Genomic DNA, 26,533 nt, shown 5'->3' on the forward strand with positions numbered 1-26,533 from the left:
TCCGCGCGTGCCACCACCATAGCCTTTACCGAAAAGGCACAGCTCCCGAGATGGTTTCGTGGCCGGTGGCCGCTCCCCCGGGCGACGGCCCACGCCGTAACCTCAGCTGCGTGTTCCGGGTGCTGTTCTATTCGCCGCGCATCCCGCCCAATACCGGCAATGCGATCCGGATGGTCGCGGCCACCGGCGCCGAGCTACATCTGGTGGAGCCGCTGGGCTTCGACCTGTCCGAGCCCAAACTGCGCCGCGCCGGGCTGGACTATCACGATCTGGCCGCGGTCACCGTGCACCCGTCCTTGCCGGATGCCTGGGCCGCCCTGATGCCGGCCCGGGTGTTCGCCTTCACCGCCCACACCGCAACCTCGTTCGCCGAGGTGCGCTACCAAGCCGGCGACGTGCTGATGTTCGGCCCGGAGCCCGAGGGGCTGGATCCGGCAACGCTGGCCGATCCGCACATCACCGGGCAGGTGCGTATCCCGATGCTGCCCGGCCGGCGCTCACTGAACCTGTCGAACGCCGCCGCGGTCGCCGCTTATGAGGCCTGGCGCCAGCACGGGTTCGCCGGTGGAATGTGACCCGAATTCACCAGCTCCGCCGCGCTTGCGATCACCAACTGTCCCAGTGCGCCACCTGCTCGGCCGGCAGTCGCTTGGCCGGTTTGAAGTCGGTGCCCTTGGTGTAGGCGATCGGGAATAGCCCGCCCTGGCTGTACTCCTCGTAGGGAATGCCGAGCACCTCGGCGGTCTGCTTCTCGCCGTCCTCGAGCAGGTGCAGCGTCGTCCAGCAGGAGCCGAGCCCGCGGTTGCGCAGCGCCAGGCAGTAGCTCCAGGCGGCCGGGAACAGCGAGGCCCAGAACGACGCGCTGAGCCCCAGCGGCGCGTTCTCCGGCCGTCCCTCCAGACACGGAATCAGCATCACCGGCACCTCATGCAGATGCTCGGCCAAGTATTTGGCCGAGCCGCTGACGAACTCCATCCGCTCGCCGCGGACGTCGCCCTCGCCGTAGTCGGGCCGCAGCCGGTCCAGATACGGCAGGGCGTTGGTGCGGTAGATGTCGGCGATCGCCTGCTTCTTGACCGGGTCGGTGATGAACATCCACTGCCAGCCCTGGGCGTTGGAGCCGGTGGGCGCCTGCAGGGCGATCTCAAGGCACTCCATCAGCACCTCGCGCGGAACCGGCTTGTCGAGGTCGAGTCGCTTGCGGACCGATCGGGTGGTGGTCAGGACTTCGTCTGCGGACAAGTTGAGGTTCATCTGTGCAGGCTAACTGCTAACTCTGCCGAAGTTTCAGACCGCGCGATATCGCCGTGGTGCCGGCCTTCATCAGCAGGCGTTTGACCCGCAAGGCGCCCGCTCCCGCGGCGGAGGCCAGGATCGACCGATCCGATGGGACGAACTCAAGCGGATCACCTTCGCGCAGTTGCCCATTGCGGACCACCGTGCCGTAGACACCGAGGCAGTGATTGCTGTGGGCAGCGATGCTGCGGGTGATCTGCCGGTCGCGACTCAACTCAGGCTGGGGGTGCGAGGGCATCACGCAGCGGACGGTGGGCAGCAGCGGTTTGACGGCGGCCAGCGGCGCCTCCAATGTCCCTCCGCACCAGTCGGTCTCGGGATGGCCGGAAGCCCCGGAAGTGCTAGCCGCATCGACCAGGATCGTGGGGCGAAAGCGCCGAACGTCGAAGTCGGAGCCCGGGGTGAGCCCGGCCATCGTGCGCAGGGTCTGCTCGGTGACCACATGCACCGGATAGGCGTCGACATAGCTGCCGACCGGGGTGATGTAGCGGCTCAGCTCGGCGAGCTTCTTGACCGGAAACATCGACAGATCCGGCAGGGGTTCGTCCTCGTCGAGACCGAAGTACTGGTGCAGATCGGCCGCGCTGGCCATGCTCCCGCGATACTGGTCGCGGTCCGCGATCGGCGGCAGCGGCCGCAGTTCGACGTCTCGGTCGAGATACGACGAGAGTGCGGCGTGGACGTGCGGGTCGGAGCTGGAGATCTCGCTGCCGTCGGGGAATTCGATGATCACCTCCGGCGCGTGGCCGGGACCGGCTTCCGGTGGCGGCGGCAGCGCATAGCGCGCTGTGCATAACAGCAGCCCCGCCAGGCGCTTGGCGCTGGTGGTCGCGTTCTTCTCCAGGTCGCGGACCGCCCAGGTCCGGTCCGCGTGCAGCCCCAGTTTGCCGACCCCGGCGGTGGTGACGCGCTGTCCGGCCATGGATTTCACCGGGTAGCGCCAAATGCCGGTGATTCGACCGACCTCGTCCATACTCTGCAGAGCGTAATCGGCCGAGCGCGGGGCAGGTCCGGTGTCACCGGAAGTCGCGGGAGCGCGACCCCACCACCAGCTCGAGTGCGCCCAGTCGCTCGGCCAGCACGGTGACCGCCCCGCTGGCGTTCTGCACCCGCCCGCGGATCAGCAGCGCCGTCGCGGTCTGGGCCAACCGGCGATGCCGCGTCCACACCCCCGGCGTGCACAGCACGTTGACCATCCCGGTCTCGTCCTCGAGGTTGACGAACGTCACCCCGCGGGCGGTCGCCGGCCGCTGTCGGTGCGTCACCGCACCGGCCACCAGCACCCGGGTGCCGTCGGGGACGGCGGTGAGCTGGTCGGCCGGGATGACCCCGGCCGCGTCGAGATCGGCGCGCAGGAACTGGGTCGGGAAGCTATCCGGTGAGACCCCGGTGGCCCACACGTCGGCGGCGGACAGTTCGATCTCGCTCATCCCGGGCAGCGCCGGCGTGTGCCCATCCCAGCCGGACACCCCCACTCCGGGCAACCGGTCCGGCCGCTGGCCCGCCGCCGCCCCGGCCGCCCACAACGCCTCGCGCCGCGAGGTGCCGAAGCAGCCGAACGCCCCGGCGGTTGCCAGCGCCTCGGCCTGCGGGACGGAAAGTTGCACCCGGGCGGTCAGATCCAGCATCGAGGCGAACGGACCATGAGCCTCGCGGTCGGCCACCAGTCGCTCGGCGAGGTCCTCACCGATGCCACGAACGGCACCCAACCCGAGCCGCACCTGGGTGCCGTCGCGCTCCAGCGTGGCGTGCGCCAGGCTGGCGTTGACGTCTGGGCCGTGCACCACGACGCTGTGCCGGCGAGCGTCGGCGACCAGCGACTGCGGCGAATAGAAGCCCATCGGTTGCGCCCGCAGCAGGGCGGCGCAGAACGCGGCCGGGTGGTGCAGTTTGAACCAGGCCGAATAGAACACCAGTGACGCGAAGCTCATCGCGTGACTCTCCGGAAACCCGTAGTTGGCGAAGGCTTCCAGCTTTTCGTAGATCCGGTCGGCGGTCGCGCCGGTGATGCCGTGCAGCTCGGCCATGCCGCCGTAGAACCGGTCCCGCAGCCGGCGCATCCGCTCCGGGGAGCGCTTGGAGCCCATCGCGCGGCGCAGCTGGTCGGCTTCGCCTTCGGTGAATCCGGCGCAGTCCACCGCCAGCGTCATCAACTGCTCCTGAAACAGCGGCACTCCCAGGGTCTTTCGCAACGCCCGCTCCATGGACGGATGCTCGTAGGCCACCGGGTCGATGCCGTTGCGGCGACGAATGTAGGGATGCACCGATCCGCCCTGGATCGGCCCGGGGCGGATCAGCGCCACTTGCACCACCAGGTCGTAGAACACCCGGGGGCGCAGTCGCGGCGAAGTGGCCATCTGCGCACGCGACTCCACCTGGAACACCCCGACCGAGTCGGCGCGGGTCAACATCTCATACACCGCCGGCTCGGACAGATCGATTGCGGCCAGGTCCACCTCGATGCCCTTGTGCTCGGCCACCAGGTCGATCGCGTAGTGCAGCGCGGAGAGCATGCCCAACCCCAACAGGTCGAATTTCACCAGACCGATTGCCGCGCAGTCGTCTTTGTCCCACTGCAGCACACTGCGGCCGGGCATCCGCGCCCATTCCACCGGGCACACGTCGGCGATCGGGCGGTCGCAGATCACCATGCCGCCGGAGTGGATACCCAGATGCCTTGGCAGGTCGGCGATCTGGGTGGCCAAGTCGATCACCTGCTCGGGGATGCCCTGGGTATCGGCGTCGTCGGCGCAGCTCAATGCGCCCCACCGGCCCAGCTGCTTGCTCCAGGCGTCCTGCTGGCCCGGCGAGTAGCCCAGCGCGCGGGCCATGTCCCGCACCGCGCTGCGACTCCGGTAGGTGATGACGTTGGCGACCTGGGCGGCGTGGTCGCGGCCGTATTTGTCGTAGACGTACTGGATCACCTCTTCGCGGCGATCCGACTCGATGTCGATGTCGATGTCGGGCGGGCCGTCGCGGGCCGGGGACAAAAACCGCTCGAACAGCAATTCATTGGCCACCGGGTCGACCGCCGTGATACCCAGGGCGTAGCAGACCGCGGAGTTGGCCGCCGATCCCCTGCCCTGGCACAGGATGTCGCTTTCCCGGCAGAACCGGGTGATGTCGTGCACCACCAGGAAGTAACCCGGAAACCCCAGCTGCGCAATGACTTCCAGTTCACGATCGATCTGGGCGTAGGCTTTTCGAGCCCGCGGCCCGCGCCCGGGCGGGCCGTAGCGGCCCGCGGCGCCGGCCAGCGTCAGCTGCCGCAGCCAGCTGTCCTCGGTGTGGCCGTCCGGAACGGCAAACGGCGGCAGCTGCGGGGCGATCAGCGCCAGCGAGAACGCGCACTGTTCGCCGAGTTCGGCCGCGGCCGGCACCGCCGACGGGTGCGCCGCGAACAGCCGGGCCATCTCCGCGCCGGAGCGTAGATGAGAGCCGCCCAGCGGGGCCAGCCGGCCGGCGGCGGCATCCAGCGACTGCCGGGCCCGGATCGCCCCCATCGCCATCGCCAGCCGGCCCCGGTCCGGCCCGGCGAAATGCGCTGCGGTGGTGGCCACCACCGAAACCCCGAACCGGGGCGCCAGCGCCGCCAGGGCCGCGTTGCGCTCGTCGTCGCAGGGATCGCCGTGCCGGGTCAGCTCGACACTGACCCGCTCGGCCCCGAACCTGTCGACCAGATCGGCCAGCGCCGTCGCCGCCGCGTCCGGGCCGCCGGTGGCCAGCGCCTGGCGGACGTGCCCCTTGCGGCATCCGGTCAGGATGTGCCAGTGCCCGCCCGCCGCGTCGGTCAGCGTGTCCAGATCGAAACGCGGCCTGTCCTTTTCGCCGGCCAGGTGCGCGGCGGCGATCTGCCGCGACAACCGCCGGTAGCCCTCCGGGCCGCGGGCCAGCACCAGCAGGTGCGGGCCGGGCGGATCCGGGTCGTCGGTGCGGGCCGTTCCCCCCCCGGCGCCCCCCAGCGACAGCTCGGCGCCGAAGACGGTGGCTATCTGGTGTCCCGCGGCGGCCAGTTCAGCGGCCGCCTCGGCGAACCGCACCACCCCGTACAAACCGTTGTGGTCGGTCAGCGCGATCGCTCGCAAGCCCAGCCGGGCGGCCTCGGCGACCAGCTCCTGCGGCGTGCTGGCCCCGTCCAAGAAGCTGTAGGCCGAGTGCGCGTGCAGCTCGGCATAAGGGACCGGCGCCCCGGCCGGCCGGGGCCGCTCGGGGCGCGGCGCCGACCGGCCGCGACCGGCCGACACACCGGCCGGCTGACCGGTGTGACGAGGCTTACCATTGAGCACTCGCTCCATTTCCGCCCAGCTCGGCGGCCCACTGCCCCAGCCCATACCCACCCACGATATCGAACGTGTGTGCGATTCGTGCACCCTTGGGTGTTGGAAAGAACTTTGATGCACTAATCTGTGTCAGATTCCGGCACCACCCGAAAGGCAATTCTTGATGTTCGGCGTTGTCAGACGCGCGTGGTTACCGCTGCTCATCGTGATGGTTCTGGTGGTGGGGGGATTCGTCGTGCATCGCATTCGCGGCTATTTCGGCGGTGATGACAGCGGCAGCAGCGCCGTCCCGTTCGAGGACACCAAGCCGTTTCACCCCAAGGTCGTGGTCTACGACATTTTCAGTCCGGACGGGAGCTACGCCGACATCAACTATCTCGACTTGGAAGCTCTCCCGCAGCGGGTCGACGGCGCCACCCTGCCGTGGTCTCTGACCCTGTCGACCACCAACCCGGCGGTGAGCCCGAACATCGTCGCGCAGGGTGACGGCAGCACCATCGGCTGCCGGGTCACCATCGACGGCGAGCTCAAAGACGAACGCATCTCCAGCAGCCCCGTGAGCGCCCAGACCTTTTGCATTGTGAAATCAGGATGAGCAAACACCTCAGCGACGACACCCCGACCGACACGCTGCCGGCGGCGCAGCCGCCTCACCGCGGCGCCATAGCGACATGGATCCGCCGGCTGGCGGTACCGCTCATCCTGGCCTGGTTGGCGATCACCGTGTTGGTGAACGTGATCGTGCCGCAACTCGACGAGGTCGGGGCGATGCGCGCGGTGTCGATGAGCCCCAAAGACGCCCCGTCGATGATCTCGATGATGCGCATCGGCAAGACCTTCGACGAGTTCAAGTCCGACAGCTCGGCGATGGTGGTGCTCGAAGGCGACGAGCCGCTCGGCGACGACGCGCACAAGTACTACGACGAGCTGGTCGCCAAGATGGAGGCCGACACCGAGCACGTCGAGCACATCCAGGACTTCTGGAGTGACCCGCTGACCGCGGCGGGGTCGCAGAGCCCGGACGGCAAGGCCGCCTACGTGCAGGTGTACCTGGCCGGCAACATGGGCGAGACCCTGGCCAACGACTCGGTCCAGGCCGTCCAGCAGATCATCGCCGACACGCCGGCGCCCCAAGGGGTGCATGCCTATGTCACCGGTCCCTCGGCACTCAATGCCGATCAGCACATCGCCGGCGACAAGAGCCTGAAGGTCATCACCGGACTGACATTCGTGGTGATCATCGCGATGCTGCTGAATTTCTACCGGTCGATCGGCACGGTGCTGCTGGTGCTGGGCATGGTGGTGTTCGAACTGGCCGCGGCCCGCGGCGTGGTGGCCGTACTCGGCTACTACAACGTCATCCTGCTGTCGACATTCGCGGTGAACCTGCTGGTGACGCTGGCCATCGCCGCCTCGACCGACTACGCGATCTTCCTGCTCGGCCGCTACCAGGAGGCGCGGTCGCTCGGCGAGGACAAGGAGTCGGCCTTCCACACCATGTATCACGGCACTGCGCACGTGATCCTGGGCTCGGGGCTGACCATTGCCGGCGCGACCTTCTGCCTGTCGTTCACCCGATTGCCCTACTTCAAGTCACTCGGTGTCCCGCTGGCGATCGGCATGGTGGTGGTGACGTTCGCGGCCCTGACCTTCGGTGCCGCGGTGGTGACAGTGGCCAGCCGCTTCGGAATGCTCGAGCCCAAGCGGGCGATGCGGATCCGGGCCTGGCGTCGGCTCGGCGCGATGATCGTGCGCTGGCCGGGGCCGGTGCTGGTGGCGACCACCGGGGTCTGCCTGGTCGGGCTGCTCACCCTGCCGGGGTATGAGACCAACTACAACGACCGCGTGTACATGCCGGACTACGTGCCGGCCAACATCGGCTACGCCGCCGCCGACCGGCACTTCTCCCAGGCCCGGATGAATCCGGAACTGCTGATGATCGAGTCCGACCACGACCTGCGCAACCCGGCCGACTTCCTGGTGATCAACCGGATCGCCAAGCGGGTGTTCGAGGTATCGGGTGTCGGACGGGTGCAGACCATCACCCGGCCGCTGGGCACGCCGATCGAACACACCACGATCCCGTTCGCGATCAGCATGCAGGGCACCACCCAGCAGCTGAACATGAAGTACCAGCTCGACAGCATGAAAAACATGCTGAAAATGGGTGAGGACATGCAGGTTTCCGTCAACGCCATGAAGGACATGCTGCAAGTCACCCGCGAGATGTCGGCGACCACCCACAGCATGGCCACCAAGATGCACATCATGCTCAGCGACATCCAGAAGCTGCGCGACGAGATGGCCGACTTCGACGACATGTGGCGCCCGATGCGCAGCTACTTCTATTGGGAGCCACACTGTTTCGACATCCCGATCTGTTGGTCGATCCGGTCCATCTTCGACATGATGGACGGCATCGACGCGATGACCGAGGATTTCGAAAAGGTGCTGCCCGACATCGACAACCTCGACCGGCTGATGCCCCGAATGCTCGAGATCATGCCGCCGATGATCGAGACCATGGAAAACATGCGGACCACCCAGCTGAAGATGCAGTCCACCATGGAGGGCCTGCAGCTGCAGATGGAGAAGATGATGGAGGGCCAGAACGCCATGGGTAAGGCGTTCGACGACTCCAAGAACGACGACTCGTTCTATCTGCCGCCCGAAGCGTTCGACAACCCCGACTTCAAGCGCGGGATGAAGATGTTCCTGTCCCCGGACGGGCATGCGGTGCGGTTCATCATCTCCCACGAGGGCGACCCGATGTCCCCGGAGGGCGTCAGCCACATCGAGCCGATCAAGCACGCCGTACACGAGGCACTCAAGGGCACCCCGCTGGAGGGTTCCAGGGTGTATCTGGCCGGCACCGCGTCGGTGTTCAAGGACATGAAGGACGGGTCGGCCTGGGACCTGATGATCGCGGGCATCGCCTCGCTGTGTTTGATCTTCATCATCATGCTGCTGATCACCCGGGCGGTGGTGGCCTCGGCCGTGATCGTCGGCACCGTGCTGCTCTCGCTGGGCACCTCATTCGGGATCTCGGTGCTGGTCTGGCAACACATCATCGGGCTACATCTGCACTGGATGGTGCTGGCGATGAGTGTCATCATCCTGTTGGCGGTCGGCTCGGACTACAACCTGCTGCTGGTCTCCCGGATGAAGGAGGAGATGCACGGCGGGCTCAAGACGGGCATCATCCGCGCCATGGGCGGCAGTGGTTCCGTCGTGACCTCGGCGGGCCTGGTGTTCGCCTTCACCATGATGTCGATGCTGGTCTCCGACCTGCGGGTGATCGGCCAGGTGGGCTCCACCATCGGGCTGGGCCTGATCATCGACACCCTGGTGATCCGCTCGTTCATGACGCCGTCGATCGCCGCGCTGCTGGGCCGCTGGTTCTGGTGGCCGCAGCGGGTGTTCTCGCGGCCGAGTCCGGTGGCGCAGCAGGTCTCGCCGGCCGCACCCACCAGCCCGGTGTCCATCAGCCGGGTCTGAGCCCGACGCTTAGGACTCCGGGCGCACCACCAGCACCGGCGCATGCGCCGACTGCACCACCGCCAAGCTGACCGAGCCCAGCAGCATGCCGGTGAAGCCGCCGCGGCCGTGGCTGCCCACCACCACCAACTGCGCCTGTTGGGACTGCTCGACCAGTTGGTCGGCCGGCCGGTCGCAGACCACCACGCGGCGCACGGTGACGTCGGGATAGCGCTCCCGCCAACCGGCCAGCCGCTCGGCCAGGGCCAGTTCACCGTCGGATTCCATTGCAGCCGCGTTGATCCCGGGGAAATCGAGCACGCCGGTGTCGTGCCAGGCGTACACCGCCACCAGCTCCACCCCGCGCAGCGACGCCTCCTCGAACGCCACCGCTGTCGCGGCCTCCGAGACCGGGGAGCCGTCAATGCCGATCACCACCGGTGCGGTGTCGGAGCGCTCTTGCTCGTCGTGCAGGACCACGACCGGGCAGTGCGCATGCCGGACCAGCGACGAGCTGACCGAGCCGAGCAGGCTGCGACGCAGCAGCCCGTGCCCACGAGACCCGACCACCAGCCGGGCGGCGTCGCGGCTCAGGTCCACCAGCACCGGAACCGTCGAGCCGACCACGATCTCGGCATCCACCGGCAGATCCGCGCCCTGGGTCGCGGCGATCGCGACGGCTTCGCGCAAGTGGCGTTCACCCTGTTCGTGCTGCCATTCGGTGTAGCCGGGCGGCATCGGCGTCTCGGGGAACGTCATCACCACCGGCGGGGCCAGCACATGGACCAGGGACAGCGGCAGGTTGTGCAGGACAGCGTCGCGGGCCGCCCACTCGACCGCAGCATTCGACGACGGCGATCCGTCGACACCGACGAGGATTCCGGGGTTCACCCCTCCACGCTAAGCGGTGTGACACCGTGGTGACTAGCCACCGTTGAACTCAAGGAAGGCGGTCCGCACGTTGTCCATCACCATCGATCCACGCCGGCACGACGCGGTGCTGCTGCGCCTCGACGGCGGCGCTGCGGCGCTGATCGAGCGGCTGCAGCAGGCGGGGGTGCGGGCGCAGCCGGTGGCGTCGAGCGCCGAGCTGGTGTCCGCGGCCGCCGAATTGCGGGTGCGGCCGGGCCGGTGCGTGGTGCTCACCGACTCGGAATCGGACGTGAGCACGGCTCGCGGTGCGGGTTTCGCCCTGGTGATCGGCGTCGGGTTCGACGGCGCGGACGCGGCGGTGGCCGACCCGAACCAGGTCGCGGTGCGCACCGGCGACCGGCCGATGTCAGCGTTGCCCGACGCGATGACCGCCCCGGAGCTGGGCGAGCTCACTCGCCCAGCGGTGTTCTTCGACTTCGACGGCACGTTGTCGGAGATCGTCGACGATCCCGACGCGGCCCGGCCGGTTGCCGGCGCGCTGGATGCGTTGGCCGCGTTGGCCGCCCACTGCCCCGTCGCGGTGCTGTCCGGCCGCGACCTGGCCGACGTGCGCGGGCGGGTCGGACTGGACGGGATCTGGTATGCCGGCAGTCACGGCTTCGAGATGACCGGACCCGATGGCACCCATCACCAGAACGACACCGCCGCGGGCGCGGTGCCGGTGCTGGCCGGTGCGGCCGCGTCCCTGCGGGCGGGACTTGCGGAGATCACGGGGGTCGTGGTGGAGCACAAGCGATTTGCCGTCGCGGTGCACTACCGCAACGCCGCCCGGGATCGGGTCGGAGAGGTGCTGGCGACGGTACGCGAGGCCGGCCGGCAGCGCGGCCTGCGGGTGACGACCGGGCGCGAAGTGATCGAGCTGCGCCCGGAGATCGACTGGGACAAGGGCCGCACGCTGCACTGGATCCTGGAGCAGATGGAGCCGGTGACGCCACTGTTCCTCGGCGACGACATCACCGACGAAGACGCGTTCGACGCGGTGGCCGAGCTGTCCGGTGCCGGGATCGTGGTGCGGCACAGCGACGACGGCGACCGCGCCACCGCCGCCCGGTTCGCACTGGACAGCCCGGCCCGGGTGGCCGAGTTCACCGCCCGATTGGCTGAGCGGCTGGCCTGAGGGTGCGGTTTCATCCGCCCCCCGCGGCGCGTCACGGATGAAACCGCACGCTCGACGCAACGAATGGGCCTCAGTCCCGGTATTCAGCCGCCCCGTCGTCAAGCACCACCCGCGCATTATCACCGTCAGGACCGGCGGCCTCGGTGCGGAACACCGCCTTACCCGGCTCGGTCCGCCAGATCGAGGTGGTCAGCGTCTCCCCTGGGAAGACCGGGTCGGTGAAGCGCGCCGCGATCGCGCTGACCCGCCGGGCGTCATCGCCGCCGAGTTCGGCGACCAGCGCGCGGCCGGCGAAGCCATAGGTGCACAACCCGTGCAGGATCGGCTTGGGGAAACCGGCCAGCGTGGTGGCGAACCAGGGGTCGCTGTGCAGCGGGTTGCGGTCGCCGGAGAGCCGATACAACAGCGCCTGATCCTCCCGGGTCGCATAGGCGATGCGGGCATCGGGCTCGGAGTCCGGTATCTGCGGGGCGGCCGACCGCTGCCCCGGCTCCCCGCCGAAGCCACCGGCCTTGCGGATAACCAGGGTGGTCAGCGTCTCGGCGATCGGCTCGGACGTCTTGGGGTCGGTGCCGCGTGCCCGCAGCATCACGACGGCGTTCTTGCCCTCCCCCTTGTCCTGGATATCGGCGACCTCGGCGACCACCTGCAGGCTGCCGGCGGACGGCAGCGGCGCGAACAGCCGCACCTCCTGGGAGCCGTGCAGCAGCATCGCCGGGTTGAAGGTGCCGATCTTGCCGGCGGCCGCAAAACCCATGCAGCAGACGACGGCGTAGGTGGGCAGCACCTGCTGGGGGATGTCGTGACTGTTCTCGGTGGTGAACGCCAAATCAGCCGTACCGGCACCGACCCCGAGGGCATAGAGCATGGTGTCGCGATCGGTCCATTCGACCAGCACCGGATCGGTGGTCACGCCGATGGCTGTCGGGTCCAGTGCCATGGGTTCTCCTTACGGCGGTTATCGGCGGCGATTCGCCCTCACCATTTCAGCAGAACCGGCCGCGTCGGCGCCGTCGACACGGCAGGCTGTCGCCATGGGGACGCGTATGGGGAACCGCAGCAGTAAGTTGTTCGCGATGGTGGCGGCCGCGCTCGCCGCGGCCCTGGTGCTCGGCGGCTGTTCGGGGACACCGCATACCCGCACCATCACCCTGACCTTGATCCGGCACGCGGAATCCGAAGCCAACGCCGCCGGGATCGTCGACACCGCGGTGCCCGGTCCGGGGCTGACCGAGAAGGGCCGCGCCGACGCCCAGGAGTTCGCGGATCAGCTCTCGCGCCATCACTACGACGGCGTCTACACCTCCTCGATGGCGCGCAGTCAGCAGACCGCCGCCCCGCTGGCGCGCGAGCTGGGCCGGCAGGTGCAGATCCTGCCCGGCCTGCGCGAGATCAGTGCCGGCTGGTTCGGCGACAAGCCCGGCTCGGTGGCCCAGGCGCCGTATCTGCTGGCTCCGCAGGCCTGGATTCACGGTCAGCGGACCGCAGCCATACCCGGTTCGATCGACGGCAACCAGTTCAACGACGAGTTCAGCGCCGCGGTGCAGCAGATCTACGACAGCGGCGACACCAATCCGGTGGCGTTCTCGCACTCGGCGTCGATCATGACCTGGACCCTGATGAACGTCAAGAATCCGCGTGACGAGCTGATGACCGACCACCCGCTGCCCAACCTGGGCCGGGTGGTGCTCAAGGGCAGCCCGGGCACCGGCTGGAAGCTGGTGGACTGGGACGGTATTCGCGCGTTCTGAGTTTTGGGCCGGCCGCCCTGTTGACGTGGCCGCCGGGAGCGGCCACCATGACCGAATGCGTTATGTCGTTACCGGCGGTACCGGGTTCATCGGACGGCGGGCGGTGACCCGAATCCTGGAGCACGGTCCCGATGCGCAGGTGTGGGTGCTGGTGCGCCGCGCCTCGCTGAGCCGCTTCGAGCGGCTCGCAGCAGACTGGGGCGAGCGGGTAAAACCCCTGGTCGGCGACCTGACGGCGGAGAACCTCGGGCTGACCGACACGGTGATCGCCGAACTGGGCAACGTCGATCACGTGCTGCACTGCGCGGCGATCTACGACATCACCGCCGGCGCGGCCGAACAGCAGGCGGCCAATGTCGAGGGCACTCGCGCGGTGATCGGGCTGGCGAAACGGCTCGACGCCACCTTGGCGCACGTGTCCTCGATCGCGGTGGCCGGTGACTACGCCGGTGATTTCACCGAGGCCGACTTCGACATCGGCCAGCAGTTACCGACCCCGTATCACCAGACCAAGTTCGAGGCCGAAGCGCTGGTGCGCTCGACGCCGGGACTGCGCTACCGGGTGTACCGGCCGGCGGTGGTGGTGGGTGATTCGCGCACCGGTGAGATGGACAAGGTCGACGGGCCGTACTACTTCTTCCCGCTGCTGGCCAAGCTGGCAGCGCTGCCCCGGCTCACCCCGATGGCGGTGCCGCACACCGGACGCACCAACGTCGTTCCGGTCGACTACGTCGTTGATGCGCTGATCGAGCTGATGCACGCCGACGGCCCATCCCCCTCCTCCTGGGACGGGCGCACCTTCCACCTGACTGCGCCGAAATCTATTGGGCTGCCCGAGATCTACCGGGCCGTCGCCCGAGAGGCCGGGCTGCCCCCGCTGCGCGCCACACTGCCCGGCGCGATGGCGGCCCCGGTGCTCAACGTCGGCGGGCGAGCGCGGGTGTGGCGCAACATGCTGGCCACCCAGGTGGGCCTTCCCGGCGAGGTCCTCGACCTGGTGAACCTGCGGCCGACGTTCGTCGCCGACGCCACCCACGCGGCGCTGAACGGCGCCGTCCGGCTGCCCGAGTTCGCCGACTACGCGCCGAGGCTGTGGCGGTACTGGGCGGCGCACCTGGATCCCGACCGCGCCCGCCGCGACGATCCGGCCGGCCCGCTGGTCGGGCGGCACGTCGTCATCACCGGAGCCTCCAGCGGCATCGGCCGGGCGTCGGCGATCGCCGTGGCCGAGCGCGGCGGTGTCGTCTTCGCGCTGGCCCGCAGCGGCGAGGCGCTCGACGGGCTGGTGGCCGAGATCCGGGCCGGCGGTGGAGCGGCCCATGCGTTCACCTGCGACGTCACCGACTCGGCGTCGGTGGAGCACACCGTCAAGGACATCCTGGGCCGGTTCGGGCACGTCGACTACCTGGTGAACAACGCCGGCCGGTCGATCCGCCGCTCGGTGGTCAATTCCACCGACCGACTGCACGACTACGAGCGCACCATGGCGGTCAACTACTTCGGTGCGGTGCGGATGGTGCTGGCGCTGCTGCCGCACTGGCGCGAACGCCGGTTCGGCCACGTCGTCAACGTCTCCAGCGAAGGCGTGCTGGCCCACAGCCCGAAATACAGCGCGTATGTGCCCACCAAGGCGGCGCTGGACGCGTTCGCCGACGTGGTGTCGACCGAGACGCTGTCGGATCACATCACGTTCACCACCATCCACATGCCGCTGGTGGCCACCCCGATGATCGCGCCGACCGGAAAACTGGTTCCGATGGGAGCGATCAGTGCCGAGCACGCGGCGGCCATGGTGGTACGCGGTCTGATCGAGAAGCCGGACCGGATCGACACCCCGCTGGGCACGTTGGCCGACGCCGGCAACTATTTCACTCCCCGGCTGGCGCGCCGGCTGCTGCATCAGCTCTACCTGGGCTACCCGGACTCGGCCGCCGCGCGCGGGGTGGCGCCCGCTGAAACCGTTGCATCCGTTGCGGCACAACCGGTACGACGTCACCCGAAGCGACCGGCCCGGGCGATCGCCCGGCTGCGGATGCCCCGCCCGGTCAAGCGGGCGGTGCGGTCGCTGCCCGGCGTGCACTGGTGATGTGAGCCTCCCGGTCTTCGCCGACCTGCACACCGGTGTCGACGACGCGGTCGCACTGGTGTATCTGCTGGCCAGCCCGGATACTGAACTCGTCGGTCTGGCCTGCACCGGCGGAAACGTTGCGGTGCACCAAGTCTGCCGCAACAACCTGGCCCTGCTCGAGCTATGCGAGGCAACCGGGGTTCCGGTGTCGCGGGGCGCCGACGCACCGCTGAACGGTCCGGTCCATACCGCGGAGAACATCCACGGGCCGCAGGGCCTCGGATACGCCGAGTTGCCGGCCGGCAGCGGCCAGCTCACCGGATACGACGCCGCCACAGCGTGGGTCGCTGCCGCACGGGCACACCCCGGGCAGCTGATCGGGCTGGCCACCGGCCCGCTGACCAACCTGGCCCTGGCGCTGCGGGCCGAACCCGCACTACCCACGCTGCTGCGCCGGCTGGTGATCATGGGCGGCGCGTTCTCCGGCGAACGGGCCGAGCGGTCCGAGTTCAACATCGGGTTCGACCCGGAGGCGGCCGCCGAGGTGTTCACAGCCTGGACAGCTGTTGCACCGCAACGACTTCCGATCGTGTGCGGGCTGGATCTGACCCGTCAGATCGCGATCACGCCGGCGATCTTGGGTCAGCTGCCGGCACCGGCGGACAATCCGGTGGCCCGCTTGCTCGATGACGCGCTGCGGTTCTATTTCGAGGCGCACGACGCCCGCGGCCACGGATACCTGGCGTATCTACACGATCCGCTGGCCGCGGCGATCGCGCTGGAGCCCGAACTGGTGAGCACCCGCCCGGCCGCAGTACACATTGAGGTCGAACCCGCGGCGGTGCGCGGGCGGACGATTCCCGACTGGGACGCCGCGCTGCCCAACGCGCTGATCGGTGTCGGTGTCGACCCGCCCGCGTTCTTCGACCGGTTCGTGCAGCGAGTCGGCGCATTGGCCCGCCGGCTGGGCTGAGTGCCCCGCCCCAATCCCACCTGCATCCCGCCGAGCGTGTAATCACTGCGATTTTCGGGGCGGCGGATTTGCGCAGTGGTTACACGTTCGGCGGAGAAGTGGCCAAGCGCCTCGTCACTCATAGCTGCCCTCCAGATACCAGCGCCGCAGCCGGTAGCACAGCAGCAGTGCCGCGCCGGGCGCGCCGTCATCCGGCGACTCCTCCAACAGCGCCTGGACCCGGGCGGTGCGCCCCGATCCCGGGCCTTCCCGCTGCGGGTCCCACCACCGCTCGTCGAGGAGCCAGGGCCCGGCCCACCAGCGCAGCCGGTCGTCACGACCCCGGGTGACCAGCCATACCGGGTCGGCGGAGAACAGCCCCCGGCCGGTCACCCGGATCGGATTACGTTCGGCGTCAAGCAGTTCCACCGGGTCATCGAGCAGCACCGACGGCGACGGCTCGGGGAGCCGGCCGGGCCACGGCTGGCGCGGGTCGGCCAGCGGCACCGGCTCATCGCCCAGCGGGGTCAAGGTGATGCGCTCCGCCGGGCCGCGGCCACCGGACAGCACCGGCACCCGCACCGCCTCCGGGCCGAGCAGGCCCTGTACCCGCACCAGCGCCCGGCGGGCACGCAGCCGGTCCTCCTCGCCGAGCCCTCCCCACAGCGGCAGCTGCAGCGCCTCGGTCGCCGAGAGCACCTCCACCGGCTGCAGCCGCAGCAGCGTGATCGGACCGGTGGGCCGATCCCTGCTGACCCGGCTGTTCAGCCAGCCGTCCAGCTGCCAGCGCACCCGGTCGGCGGTGGCGTCCTCGGTCAACGGCTCGGCGCAGCGCCACACCCGGGTCAGCTCTTCCCCGGTGTCGGTGACGGCGTGAATGGCCAGCCGGGTGCAGCCGACGCCGGCGGCCATCAGCGTCCGGTGCAGCACACCGGCCAGCGAGCGGCTCGCGAACGCCGCGGCGTCGACCCGGTCGATCGGCGGATCGCAGTGCAGCACGGCATCGAGATCCGGTGCCGGCTCCCGCCCGGACGGCCCGCGTTCCGGCTCGCCGCGGGCGAACCGGTGCGCGATGAGCGCATCGGGACCGAACCGCGATGTCACGTCCGGGCGCGGTAACGCGGCGAATTGCCCGATGGTACGAATACCCAAGCGCCACAACAGATCGACGAGGCTGTCGCGCCCGGGCCCGGACAGGCTGGGCTCGGCGGCCAGTTGCCGGATCGACAACGCCGACAGGAATCGGGCGTCTCCCCGGGGCGGCACCACAGCGCCGGCGCGCGCGGCGAGCACCGCGGCGGAGAGCCCATCGGCGATCCCCACCTGGCATTCGACGTCGGCGGCGGCCACCGCGTCGACGAGGCGTTCGGCGGCTTGTTCCTCGGAGCCGAACGCCCGGACCGCCCCGCGCACCGACACCACCAGCAGCCCGGGCCGCAACACCTCGGCGGCCGGCACCAGTTCATCGACCGCGGCCAGGACCGGCTCGAACAGCCGGGCGTCGCGGTCGGTGTCGGCGGCCACCACATGCAGCGGCGGACAGCGAGCCGCCGCCTCGCGGCGCCGCAGCCCGCGCCGCACCCCGGCCGCGCGGGCACCCGCCGAGCAGGCGATCACCCGGTTGGCCAGGGTGACCGCGATCGGTGCGGTGGCCGGCAGGCCCGCCGCGACCGCCGCGGCAACGGCGGGCCAGTCCATGCACCAGAGCGCCAGTACTCGGGAGTCGGCCATGAGAAGCCCCGCTACCCGGCCCTGGTTCGCCCGGCCGCGCCCCCGCGGGCCTGCACCTCGAGCCGCACCGCGCCGATCCGCCCGAAGCCCGGGCGCGCCGCACAGCCCCCGCTTGTCACCTCGTAGCCGCTCACCCGGGCGTCCAGCCGCAGCGCCGCGCCCTGCCAGTCACCGCCGGAGATCAGCAGGGCGCAGCCCCGGTGGCGGGCCCGGGCCAGCACCACCCGGGTGCGCGCCGGCGGTACGCAGCGGCCGCCCAGGCCGAGCACCACCAGATCCATGCCGTCCATCAGCACCGTGGCCACCTCCACCGGATCGTTGCCGGGATCGGGGATCACCGCGAGCCGGCTCAGGTCGGCGCCCATCTCCGCTGCGGCCAGCAGGCCGGTGTCCGGCTGGCCGACGATGGCCGCGTTACCCCCGGCCGCCGTCACCGCGGCCACCATGCCCAGCATCAACGAGCGGGCCCCCGACAGCACCGCCACCGTGCCCCGCGGCAATCCCGCGGGCAGCACCCCGGCCAGCAGCGGCGGGACCGGCAGCGCGGCCTCGAAAACCTGGCCGGCCGGAGCAGCCGAGACCACTCCCCGCCGCCCGGCGCCCACTTTCCCGGCCACCGCCGCCATCTGCCGGCGCAGCTGTTCCAGCTGGTCAGCACGATTTTCAGGGCTGCTGGGACGTTGCCCCGAGTCCACCGCCGCCGTCATGATCGCCCTCCGGGAAAACTCGCCTCAGTTCGAAACTATGTTCGATAAGCCCGAGTGAACACTTCCCCACCGACAACCGTCAAGCCGGGCCACCTCAGGGGGCATCACCGGCCCCGGGAGTCACATCCGCACCGCGTCAGGAGGTATTAGATCTTTCCGAAACGGCTAGCGCATGCGCTATCGCGAAGGGGTACCGGCGGCCATCGCCCGATACCCTTCTCGCACGCTCGGGTAGCAAGGCGCCCGGCCCGCGACCGCGCGGAAACGCGCTTTGCTGACCCGTAGTGATCTGGTCATCGATGTGTTGCGATCCCCGAGCAGAAGGGCCAACCGGCCCGGCCCGGCGAGCCACGGTTTGGCGCCGACGGCCGCGGCCAGCGCTTGGGTGAACCGGAGACTGGTGATATCACCGGCGCAATCCGATGTGAACTCATCACACCCCAACTCCGCGGGTGCGCAAGTGACGGCTGTTACTCGTGCAGGGCAAGCTCGGCCGGGAAATCACTCCCACTCGATGGTTCCCGGCGGTTTGCTGGTGACGTCCAGCACCACCCGGTTGACCTCGGCCACCTCGTTGGTGATCCGGGTGGAGATGCGCTCCAGCACCTCGTAGGGCACCCGGGTCCAGTCGGCGGTCATGGCGTCCTCACTGGACACCGGCCGCAGCACGATCGGATGTCCGTAGGTGCGGCCGTCGCCCTGCACCCCGACCGAGCGGATGTCGGCCAGCAGCACCACCGGGCACTGCCAGATCTGGTGGTCCAGGCCCGCGCTGGTCAACTCCTCGCGGGCGATCGCGTCGGCCTGACGCAGCGTCGCCAACCGCTCAGAAGTGACCTCGCCGACGATCCGGATCCCCAACCCCGGGCCCGGGAACGGTTGGCGCTCAACGATGTCCTCCGGCAGCCCCAATTCGCGTCCGACCGCCCGCACTTCGTCTTTGAACAGCAACCGCAGCGGCTCGACGAGAGTGAACTTCAAGTCGTCCGGCAGCCCGCCGACATTGTGGTGGCTCTTGATGTTCGCGGTGCCGGCACCCCCGCCGGATTCCACCACGTCCGGATACAGCGTGCCCTGCACCAGAAAATCTGCGCCTTTGCCGGCTTCGCCGGCATCCAGATCCCGCACCGCGCCCTCGAAAGCGCGAATGAACTGCCGGCCGATGATCTTTCGCTTGCCCTCGGGGTCAGACACCCCCATCAGCGCGTCGAGGAACACCTCCGCGGCGTCCACCGTGACCAGCCGCGCCCCGGTGGCGGCGACGAAGTCCTCCTGCACCTGCTCGCGCTCCCCGGCGCGCAACAGCCCGTGATCGACGAACACACACGTCAGCCGGTCACCGATGGCACGCTGCACCAGCGCCGCGGCCACCGCGGAATCCACTCCGCCGGACAGCCCGCAAATGGCGTGGCCGTCACCGATCTGCGAACGCACCTGCTCGATCAGCGCGTCGGCGATGTTGGCCGGCGTCCAGGCCGCGTCGATGCCGGCGAACTCGTGCAGGAACCGGCTGAGCACCCGTTGCCCGTAGGGGGTGTGGATCACTTCCGGGTGGTACTGCACACCGGCCAGCCGGCGGGCCCGGTTCTCGAACGCGGCCACCGGGGCGCCGGCGCTGGCGGCCACCACCGCGAACCCGTCCGGGGCGTCGGTCACCGCGTCGCCGTGACTCATCCACACCGGCTGGGTGACCGGAAGGCCCGAATGCAGTTCGCCGCCGGTCACTTTCAGCTCGGTACGGCCGTATTCACTGGTTCCGGTGCGCTCGACGGTGCCGCCGAGTGCAGCCGCCATGGCCTGGAAGCCGTAGCAGATGCCGAACACCGGCACCTCGAGGTCGAACAGCGCCGGATCGAGCCGGGGGGCGCCTTCGGCGTAGACACTGGCCGGCCCGCCGGACAGCACGATCGCCCGCGGGTTGCGCGCGGCGATCTCCTCGACGGTCGCGGTGTGCGGGACGACTTCGGAGAACACCCGCGCCTCGCGGACTCGGCGAGCGATCAGTTGGGCATACTGCGCACCGAAGTCGATGACCAAAACAGGACGAGACGATGGGGACGACACCGCAGAGAGTTTAGTGGCCGCAAAACTCAGCCGATCCGACGGCGGGCATGGTGGAGTGGACACCAGCCCGAGCCGGAAGGGAGCCGCCATGGCGCTGGGACTGCCCGAAACGGTGCGCGCCTGCCTGTTCGACCTCGACGGCGTGCTCACCGACACCGCCAGCGTGCACACCCGGGCCTGGAAGGCGATGTTCGACGGGTACCTGTCGGCGCGCGCCGAGCGCACCGGAGCGCCGTTCGTGCCGTTCGACCCGGTGAACGACTATCTGCGATTCGTCGACGGCCGCAAACGCGACGACGGGGTGCGCGCCTTCCTGGCCAGCCGCGACATCGTGCTGCCCGACGGCGCCGACGACGACCCGCCGGACGCCGAAACCGTGCACGGTCTGGGCAACCGCAAGAACGCGGCGTTCCAGGCAACGCTGCAGGCCGACGGGGTGGACGTCTTCGAGGGGTCCCGGCGCTACCTGACGGCGGCCACCGCGGCGGGCCTGGCCACCGCGGTGGTATCGGCCAGCGCCAACGCCGGCGAAGTGCTGGCGATCACCGGCCTGGATACGTTCATCCAGCAGCGCGTCGACGGCATCACCCTGCGCACCGAACACCTCGCGGGCAAGCCGGCTCCGGACTCGTTCCTGCGGGCGGCGCAGCTGCTCGACATCGCCCCCGCCGGCGCCGCGGTGTTCGAGGACGCGCTGTCCGGGGTGGCGGCCGGGCGGGCCGGCGGGTTCGGTTTCGTGGTGGGTGTCGACCGGGTCGGTCAGGCCGAAGACCTACTGAGCCATGGCGCCGACGTCGTTGTCACCGATCTGGAGGAACTTCTGTGAAGGCAGACCGATGATCCCTGAGGACTATTTTCCGATCGAACCGTGGCAGATCCGCGAGACCCACCTCGACCTGGATCTGCTCGGGCAGACCGAATCCCTGTTCACGCTGTCCAACGGGCACATCGGGTTGCGCGGCAACCTCGACGAGGGCGAGCCCTACGGCCTGCCCGGCACCTACCTGAACTCGTTCTATGAGGTGCGGCCGCTGCCCTACGCCGAAGCCGGGTTCGGCTATCCGCAGGCCGGGCAGACCGTCGTCGACGTGACCAACGGCAAGATCATCCGGCTGATGGTCGACGATGAGCCGTTCGACGTCCGCTACGGCGAGCTGATCGACCACGAGCGCATCCTCGACCTGCGGGCGGGCACCCTGACCCGCCGCGTGCACTGGCACTCCCCGGCCGGCAAACAGGTCAAGGTGCACTCGACCCGGCTGGTGTCACTGGCCCAGCGCGGCGTCGCGGCGATCGAATACATCGTCGAGGCGGTCGACGAATTCGTGCGTGTGACAGTGCAATCCGAGCTGGTCGCCAATGAGGACCAACCGCCGACCTCCGGCGACCCGCGGGTCGCGGCGATCCTGGACAACCCGCTGGAGGCCGTGGAGCGGGAGACCACCGACCGCGGGGCCGTGCTGGTGCACCGCACTCGGGCCAGTGAACTGATGATGGCCGCGGCCATGAATCACGAGATCGAGGTGCCCGGCCGAGTCCAGGTCAACACGATCGCGATTCCCGATGTGGCGGCCACCACCGTGGTGTGCGGGCTGCGCCCGGGGCAGAAACTGCGGATCGTCAAGTACCTGGCCTACGGCTGGTCCAGCGAGCGGTCCCGGCCCGCGCTGCGTGACCAGGCCGTCGCCGCGCTGACCGGCGCCCTCTACAGCGGCTGGCAGGGGCTGCTCGACGCCCAGCGGAACTACCTCGACGAGTTCTGGGACGGCGCCGATGTCGAGGTCGACGGCGACCCCGACTGCCAGCAGGCGGTCCGCTTCGCACTGTTCCACCTGCTGCAGTCCAGCGCGCGCGCCGAACGGCGGGCGATCCCCAGCAAGGGCCTGACCGGTACCGGCTATGACGGCCATACCTTCTGGGACAGTGAGACTTTCATCATCCCGGTGCTGACCTACACCGTGCCGCACGCGGCGGCCGACGCGTTGCGCTGGCGGGCATCGACACTTGATCTGGCCCGCGACCGGGCGGCCGAACTCGGGCTGGCCGGGGCGTCGTTCCCGTGGCGGACGATCCGCGGCCAGGAGTGCTCCGGGTACTGGCCGGCCGGCACGGCCGCCTGGCACATCAACGCCGACATCGCGGCGGCGTTCGAGCAGTACCGGGTCGTCACCGGGGACGGCTCCCTGGAGGCCGAGTGCGGGCTGGCGGTACTGGTCGAGACCGCACGGCTGTGGCGGTCGCTGGGACACCACGACCGGCACGGGGTGTGGCACCTGTCGGGGGTGACCGGCCCCGACGAGTACACCGCGATCGTGCGGGACAACGTGTTCACCAATTTGATGGCCGCCCACAATCTGCGCACCGCAGCCGAGGCGTGCGCCCGCCACCCTGATGCCGCCCACGAGCTGGGGGTCAGCACCGAGGAGATGGCCAGCTGGCGCGATGCCGCCGACGCCGCGCACATCCCCTACGACGAGGAGCTCGGCGTGCATCCGCAGTGCGAAGGCTTCACCTCCGCCGCGGAGTGGGACTTCGACAACCGGGCCACCTATCCGCTGCTGCTCAACGAACCCTATGTCCGGCTGTACCCGGCCCAGGTGGTCAAGCAGGCCGACGTCCTGCTGGCCATGCACTGGCGCAGCCATGCATTCACCCCCGAAGAGAAGGCCCGCAACGTCGACTACTACGAGCGGCGCACGGTACGCGACTCCTCGCTGTCGGCCTGCACCCAGGCAGTGATGTGCGCCGAGGTGGGACACCTGGAACTGGCCCATGACTACACCTACGAGACGGCGTTCGTCGACCTGCGTGATCTGCACGACAACACCCGCGAGGGACTGCACCTGGCGGCACTGGCCGGGACCTGGCTCGCGCTGGTGGCCGGGTTCGGTGGCCTGCGTGACGACGGAGGCGTGCTGGCACTGAATCCCGCACTGCCCGAAGGGATCTCCCGCCTACGGTTCCGGTTGCGCTGGAGCGGGTTCCGCGTCACGGTAAGCGCCACCGACGACGAGGTCACCTACACCCTGCGCGACGGGCCCGAGGGCCGGCTGACGATCCACCATGCCGGCAAGGAACTCGAACTGTCCACCCAGTCACCCACGACGGTGCCCGCCTGCCGCCGCGAACCGCTACTGCCGACACCGCAGCAACCGCCCGGGCGCGCTCCGCGCCACCGGCACCACGTCGCCCGGTGAGGCTCAGGCGATCCCGGAGGCCCAACGCAGCGCGCCGACGGCCTGATCGGGTACCGCCGGGTTCTTCGGCGCGATCGGCTCCAGCCGCCGGTAGGGCTCGCCCTGGGCCGGCCGCTGGTCGGTCTCGCCCTTGTTCGGCCACAGCGACGCGGCCCGCTCGGCCTGGGCGGTGATCGACAGCGACGGGTTGACGCCGAGGTTGGCCGAGACCGCCGCGCCGTCCATCACCGCCAGCGTCGGGTAGCCGTACACCCGCTGGTAGGGGTCGATGACGCCGTGCTCGGGGCTGTCGCCGATCGCCGCCCCGCCCAAGAAGTGCGCGGTGAGCGGGATGTTGAACAGTTCGCCCCAGGTGCCCCCGGCCACGCCGTCGATCTTGGCGGCGATGCGCCGGGTGACCTCGTTGCCGACCGGGATCCAGCTCGGGTTCGGTTCACCGTGGCCCTGCTTGCTGGTGTAGCGGCGGAAGCCCAGCCTGCCGCGTTTGGTGAAGGTGGTGATGGAGTTGTCCAGGTGCTGCATCACCAGCGCGATCACGGTGCGCTCGCTCCACTGCTTCGGGTTGAGTAGCCGCAGGATGTGGCGGGGATCTTCGCGGGCCTGATCCAGCAGCTGCCGCCAGCGCGGGACATCGGTGCCTTGCGGACCCGCGCCGTCGGTCATCAGGGTCTGCAACAGACCCATCGCGTTGGAGCCCTTGCCGTAGCGGACCGGTTCGACGTGGGTGTCGGCGGTGGGGTGGATCGAGGAGGTGATCGCCACGCCGTGGGTCAGGTTCAGGCCCTCCTTGACGTCCAAAGTGGCTGCGCCGACGATGGATTCGGAGTTGGTGCGGGTAAGTACCCCGAGCTTGCTGGAAAGGTTGGCGAGCTTTCCTTTATCGCGCATCTTGAACAGCAGCCGCTGGGTGTTGTAGGTGCCGGCGGCCAGGATCAGATACCGCGCGGTGAAGGTCTTGCGATGCCGGCGTGCGCGCAGGCCGGTGCGCACCGTGCGCACCTGCCACAGGCCGTCGTCGCCCTGCTCGAACCCGGTCACCGTCGTCATCGGATGCACCTGTGCGCCGGCCGATTCGGCCAGATACAGGTAGTTCTTCACCAGGGTGTTCTTGGCGCCCCAGCGGCAGCCGGTCATGCACTCGCCGCACTCGAGGCAGCCGGTGCGCTGCGGGCCGGCGCCGCCGAAGTACGGGTCGGGCACCGTCTTGCCCGGGGTCTTCTCGCCGCCTTCACCGAAGAACACCCCGACCGGCGTCGGCACGAACGTGTCGCCGACCCCCATGTCGTCGGCGACCTGCTTGACGATGCGGTCGGCGTCGGTGAACGTCGGGTTCTTGACCACTCCGAGCATCCGCTGCGCCTGGTCGTAGTGCGGCATGAGCTCGGCACGCCAGTCGGTGATGTGCGCCCACTGCTTGTCGGCGAAGAACGGCTCCGGCGGCACGTAGAGGGTGTTGGCGTAGTTCAGCGAGCCGCCGCCCACCCCGGCACCGGCCAGCACCATGACGTTGTTGAGCAGGTGGATGCGCTGGATGCCGTAGCAACCCAGCTTCGGCGCCCACAGGAAGTCGCGCAGGTGCCAGGAGTTCTTGGCGAAGTCCGGGTCGGCGTAGCGGCGTCCCGCCTCCAAAACGCCGACGCGATACCCCTTCTCGGTCAGTCGCAGCGCGCTGACGCTGCCACCGAAACCGGAACCGATGATCAGGACGTCGTAGTCAGGTTGGTAATCCCGCTCCATAGCCAGCAAGTATGGGCTACCCGCTGGTAACTTGCCAGATAGGCTGCCCTTACTTGTCAGCTCCCGACGGTCAGCCCGACCTTTTGGAACTCCTTGAGGTCGCAGTAGCCGGCCTTGGCCATCGACCGGCGCAGCCCGCCGACCAGGTTCAGCGAGCCGAACGGGTCATCGGAGGGGCCGTCGAGCACCTGCGTCAGACCCGGACGCTCCCCGTAGGCGACCTGCATCAGCGCACCGCGCGGCAAGGACGGGTGCGCGGCCGCCGACGGCCAGTACCAGCCGTCGCCCTGCGCTTCGGCCGCCGCCGCCAACGGCGTGCCCAGCACCACCGCGTCGGCGCCGCAGGCGATCGCTTTGGCCAGGTCCCCGGAGGTGTGGATGTCGCCGTCGGCCAGCACATGCACGTACCGCCCGCCGGTCTCGTCGAGGTATTCGCGGCGAGCCGCGGCGGCGTCGGCGATCGCGGTGGCCATCGGCACCGAGATGCCCAGCACCTCATCGGAAGTGGTCACCCCCGAGGTGGAGCCGTAGCCGACGATCACCCCGGCCGCGCCGGTGCGCATCAAGTGCAGCGCGGTGCGGTGGTCGATCACGCCGCCGGCCACCACCGGGATATCGAGCTCGGAGATGAACGTCTTGAGGTTCAGCGGCTCCCCGTCGTTCGCGACCCGTTCGGCGGAGATGATGGTCCCCTGGATGACCAACAGGTCGACACCGGCGGCCACCAGTGCCGGGGTCAGCGCCGCGGCGTTCTGCGGGCTCACCCGCACCGCGGTGGTCACGCCGGCCGCGCTGATCCGCGCCACCGCGGCACCGAGCAGCTCGGGGTCCAGCGGTGCGGCGTGCAGCTGCTGCAGCAGCCGGATCGCCGCCTCCGGCTCAGACGCCACCGCCGCCTTCTCAATGACCTGGGCGACCTTGGCCTCGATGTCGGCGTGCCGGCCGATCAGCCCTTCGCCGTTGAGCACCCCCAGACCGCCGAGCCGGCCCAGCCCGACCGCGAACTCCGGCGATACCAGCGCGTCGGTGGGGTGAGCCACCACCGGGATCTCGAAGCGGTAGGCGTCGAGCTGCCAGGCTGTGGACACGTCCTTGGAGGAGCGGGTGCGCCGGGACGGCACGATGTTGATGTCGTCGAGCTCGTAGGTGCGACGGGCGGTGCGGCCCATGCCGATCTCAACCATGTCACGCATGACGGGTCAGCCTCGTTTCTGTTTCGCTAC

General features: G+C 69.5%; 19 protein-coding genes. 9 read left to right on the plus strand and 10 right to left on the minus strand.

The genetic code is table 11. The features are described from left to right. The first annotated feature begins 110 nt into the window (after positions 1-110). Entirely contained in the window at positions 111-575 is a 465-nt protein-coding gene (locus A5771_RS01960; protein WP_064853562.1) for a tRNA (cytidine(34)-2'-O)-methyltransferase, read from the plus strand. A 31-nt stretch (positions 576-606) separates the two neighbouring features. Here the strand turns inward: A5771_RS01960 and A5771_RS01965 are convergent, their stop codons facing one another. Genes A5771_RS01965 through A5771_RS01975 form a run of 3 tightly spaced genes read right to left on the minus strand, consistent with a single transcriptional unit; the run spans position 607 to position 5,627 of the window. Further along, positions 607-1,254 carry a nitroreductase family protein gene (locus A5771_RS01965; protein ID WP_064853524.1) on the minus strand — a complete coding sequence of 216 codons (648 nt, stop codon included), beginning with the start codon at positions 1,252-1,254 and terminating at the stop codon, positions 607-609. Positions 1,255-1,270: 16 nt separating this feature from the next. Beyond that, positions 1,271-2,269: an MOSC domain-containing protein gene (locus tag A5771_RS01970; protein WP_064853525.1), complete on the minus strand. Its 999-nt coding sequence runs from the start codon at positions 2,267-2,269 to the stop codon at positions 1,271-1,273. Between the two features lie 43 nt (positions 2,270-2,312). Next, on the minus strand, positions 2,313-5,627 hold the full coding sequence (locus A5771_RS01975) for an error-prone DNA polymerase (RefSeq protein ID WP_064853526.1): 3,315 nt from the start codon (positions 5,625-5,627) through the stop codon (positions 2,313-2,315). 112 nt (positions 5,628-5,739) lie between these two features. Between A5771_RS01975 and A5771_RS01980 the strand changes: the two genes are divergently transcribed. Next, complete coding sequence (locus tag A5771_RS01980; RefSeq protein WP_064853527.1) at positions 5,740-6,171, plus strand: MmpS family transport accessory protein; 432 nt, start codon at positions 5,740-5,742, stop codon at positions 6,169-6,171. Next, positions 6,168-9,074: an RND family transporter gene (locus tag A5771_RS01985; protein ID WP_064853528.1), complete on the plus strand. Its 2,907-nt coding sequence runs from the start codon at positions 6,168-6,170 to the stop codon at positions 9,072-9,074. The genes A5771_RS01980 and A5771_RS01985 overlap by 4 nt, the downstream gene beginning before the upstream one ends. A gap of 9 nt (positions 9,075-9,083) precedes the next feature. On the opposite strand, the gene A5771_RS01990 is transcribed toward A5771_RS01985, so the two are convergent. Beyond that, positions 9,084-9,944 carry a universal stress protein gene (locus A5771_RS01990; protein WP_064853529.1) on the minus strand — a complete coding sequence of 287 codons (861 nt, stop codon included), beginning with the start codon at positions 9,942-9,944 and terminating at the stop codon, positions 9,084-9,086. 70 nt (positions 9,945-10,014) lie between these two features. On the opposite strand from A5771_RS01990, the gene otsB reads away from it, so the two are divergent. Continuing rightward, on the plus strand, positions 10,015-11,103 hold the full coding sequence (otsB, locus tag A5771_RS01995) for a trehalose-phosphatase (protein WP_064853530.1): 1,089 nt from the start codon (positions 10,015-10,017) through the stop codon (positions 11,101-11,103). A 70-nt stretch (positions 11,104-11,173) separates the two neighbouring features. Here otsB and A5771_RS02000 read toward each other — a convergent pair whose 3' ends face one another. Then, positions 11,174-12,043, minus strand: a complete 870-nt coding sequence (locus A5771_RS02000) for a MaoC/PaaZ C-terminal domain-containing protein (RefSeq protein WP_064853531.1) — start codon at positions 12,041-12,043, stop codon at positions 11,174-11,176. Positions 12,044-12,149: 106 nt separating this feature from the next. On the opposite strand from A5771_RS02000, the gene A5771_RS02005 reads away from it, so the two are divergent. The 3 genes from A5771_RS02005 to A5771_RS02015 are packed head-to-tail and all read left to right on the plus strand — an operon-like array spanning position 12,150 to position 15,895. After that, entirely contained in the window at positions 12,150-12,854 is a 705-nt protein-coding gene (locus A5771_RS02005; protein ID WP_064853532.1) for a histidine phosphatase family protein, read from the plus strand. Between the two features lie 55 nt (positions 12,855-12,909). Further along, on the plus strand, positions 12,910-14,940 hold the full coding sequence (locus tag A5771_RS02010; protein WP_064853533.1) for an SDR family oxidoreductase: 2,031 nt from the start codon (positions 12,910-12,912) through the stop codon (positions 14,938-14,940). A gap of 1 nt (position 14,941) precedes the next feature. Beyond that, on the plus strand, positions 14,942-15,895 hold the full coding sequence (locus tag A5771_RS02015; protein ID WP_064853534.1) for a nucleoside hydrolase: 954 nt from the start codon (positions 14,942-14,944) through the stop codon (positions 15,893-15,895). 114 nt (positions 15,896-16,009) lie between these two features. Here the strand turns inward: A5771_RS02015 and A5771_RS02020 are convergent, their stop codons facing one another. The 3 genes from A5771_RS02020 to guaA form a co-directional block, all read right to left on the minus strand. Beyond that, entirely contained in the window at positions 16,010-17,605 is a 1,596-nt protein-coding gene (locus tag A5771_RS02020) for a DNA polymerase Y family protein (RefSeq protein ID WP_082947007.1), read from the minus strand. A gap of 11 nt (positions 17,606-17,616) precedes the next feature. Next, positions 17,617-18,312 (minus strand): hypothetical protein, encoded by a 696-nt coding sequence (locus A5771_RS02025; protein ID WP_064853536.1) that lies wholly within the window; start codon positions 18,310-18,312, stop codon positions 17,617-17,619. Positions 18,313-18,813: 501 nt separating this feature from the next. Beyond that, positions 18,814-20,376 (minus strand): glutamine-hydrolyzing GMP synthase, encoded by a 1,563-nt coding sequence (gene guaA / locus A5771_RS02030; RefSeq protein WP_064853537.1) that lies wholly within the window; start codon positions 20,374-20,376, stop codon positions 18,814-18,816. An 88-nt stretch (positions 20,377-20,464) separates the two neighbouring features. On the opposite strand from guaA, the gene A5771_RS02035 reads away from it, so the two are divergent. Together A5771_RS02035 and A5771_RS02040 are read left to right on the plus strand one after the other, a co-directional pair. Next, a complete protein-coding gene (locus tag A5771_RS02035; protein ID WP_064853563.1) occupies positions 20,465-21,202 on the plus strand; it encodes a beta-phosphoglucomutase family hydrolase in 738 nt (245 codons plus the stop codon). Positions 21,203-21,212: 10 nt separating this feature from the next. Beyond that, a complete protein-coding gene (locus tag A5771_RS02040; RefSeq protein ID WP_064853538.1) occupies positions 21,213-23,573 on the plus strand; it encodes a glycoside hydrolase family 65 protein in 2,361 nt (786 codons plus the stop codon). 3 nt (positions 23,574-23,576) lie between these two features. Here the strand turns inward: A5771_RS02040 and A5771_RS02045 are convergent, their stop codons facing one another. Together A5771_RS02045 and A5771_RS02050 are read right to left on the minus strand one after the other, a co-directional pair. After that, positions 23,577-25,310, minus strand: coding sequence for a GMC oxidoreductase (locus tag A5771_RS02045; RefSeq protein WP_064853539.1), 1,734 nt, complete (start codon positions 25,308-25,310; stop codon positions 23,577-23,579). Positions 25,311-25,366: 56 nt separating this feature from the next. Next, positions 25,367-26,503 (minus strand): GuaB3 family IMP dehydrogenase-related protein, encoded by a 1,137-nt coding sequence (locus tag A5771_RS02050; protein WP_064853540.1) that lies wholly within the window; start codon positions 26,501-26,503, stop codon positions 25,367-25,369. Between the last annotated feature and the right edge of the window lie 30 nt (positions 26,504-26,533).

This window comes from Mycolicibacter sinensis (genome assembly GCF_001667375.1).
Taxonomy (GTDB): Bacteria; Actinomycetota; Actinomycetes; order Mycobacteriales; family Mycobacteriaceae; genus Mycobacterium; species Mycobacterium sinense_A.

What these genes read in the sequence shown, in the direction of transcription:
- A5771_RS02000 (WP_064853531.1), bottom strand. Translation starts at nt 12,043, where the DNA reads ATGGCACTGGACCCGACAGCCATCGGCGTGACCACCGATCCGGTGCTG.
- A5771_RS02005 (WP_064853532.1), top strand. Translation starts at nt 12,150, where the DNA reads ATGGGGAACCGCAGCAGTAAGTTGTTCGCGATGGTGGCGGCCGCGCTC.
- A5771_RS02035 (WP_064853563.1), top strand. Translation starts at nt 20,465, where the DNA reads ATGGCGCTGGGACTGCCCGAAACGGTGCGCGCCTGCCTGTTCGACCTC.
- A5771_RS01970 (WP_064853525.1), bottom strand. Translation starts at nt 2,269, where the DNA reads ATGGACGAGGTCGGTCGAATCACCGGCATTTGGCGCTACCCGGTGAAA.
- A5771_RS02010 (WP_064853533.1), top strand. Translation starts at nt 12,910, where the DNA reads ATGCGTTATGTCGTTACCGGCGGTACCGGGTTCATCGGACGGCGGGCG.
- A5771_RS01985 (WP_064853528.1), top strand. Translation starts at nt 6,168, where the DNA reads ATGAGCAAACACCTCAGCGACGACACCCCGACCGACACGCTGCCGGCG.
- A5771_RS02020 (WP_082947007.1), bottom strand. Translation starts at nt 17,605, where the DNA reads ATGGCCGACTCCCGAGTACTGGCGCTCTGGTGCATGGACTGGCCCGCC.
- A5771_RS01965 (WP_064853524.1), bottom strand. Translation starts at nt 1,254, where the DNA reads ATGAACCTCAACTTGTCCGCAGACGAAGTCCTGACCACCACCCGATCG.
- A5771_RS01980 (WP_064853527.1), top strand. Translation starts at nt 5,740, where the DNA reads ATGTTCGGCGTTGTCAGACGCGCGTGGTTACCGCTGCTCATCGTGATG.
- A5771_RS01975 (WP_064853526.1), bottom strand. Translation starts at nt 5,627, where the DNA reads ATGGGCTGGGGCAGTGGGCCGCCGAGCTGGGCGGAAATGGAGCGAGTG.
- A5771_RS02040 (WP_064853538.1), top strand. Translation starts at nt 21,213, where the DNA reads ATGATCCCTGAGGACTATTTTCCGATCGAACCGTGGCAGATCCGCGAG.
- A5771_RS02050 (WP_064853540.1), bottom strand. Translation starts at nt 26,503, where the DNA reads ATGCGTGACATGGTTGAGATCGGCATGGGCCGCACCGCCCGTCGCACC.
- A5771_RS02025 (WP_064853536.1), bottom strand. Translation starts at nt 18,312, where the DNA reads ATGACGGCGGCGGTGGACTCGGGGCAACGTCCCAGCAGCCCTGAAAAT.
- A5771_RS02045 (WP_064853539.1), bottom strand. Translation starts at nt 25,310, where the DNA reads ATGGAGCGGGATTACCAACCTGACTACGACGTCCTGATCATCGGTTCC.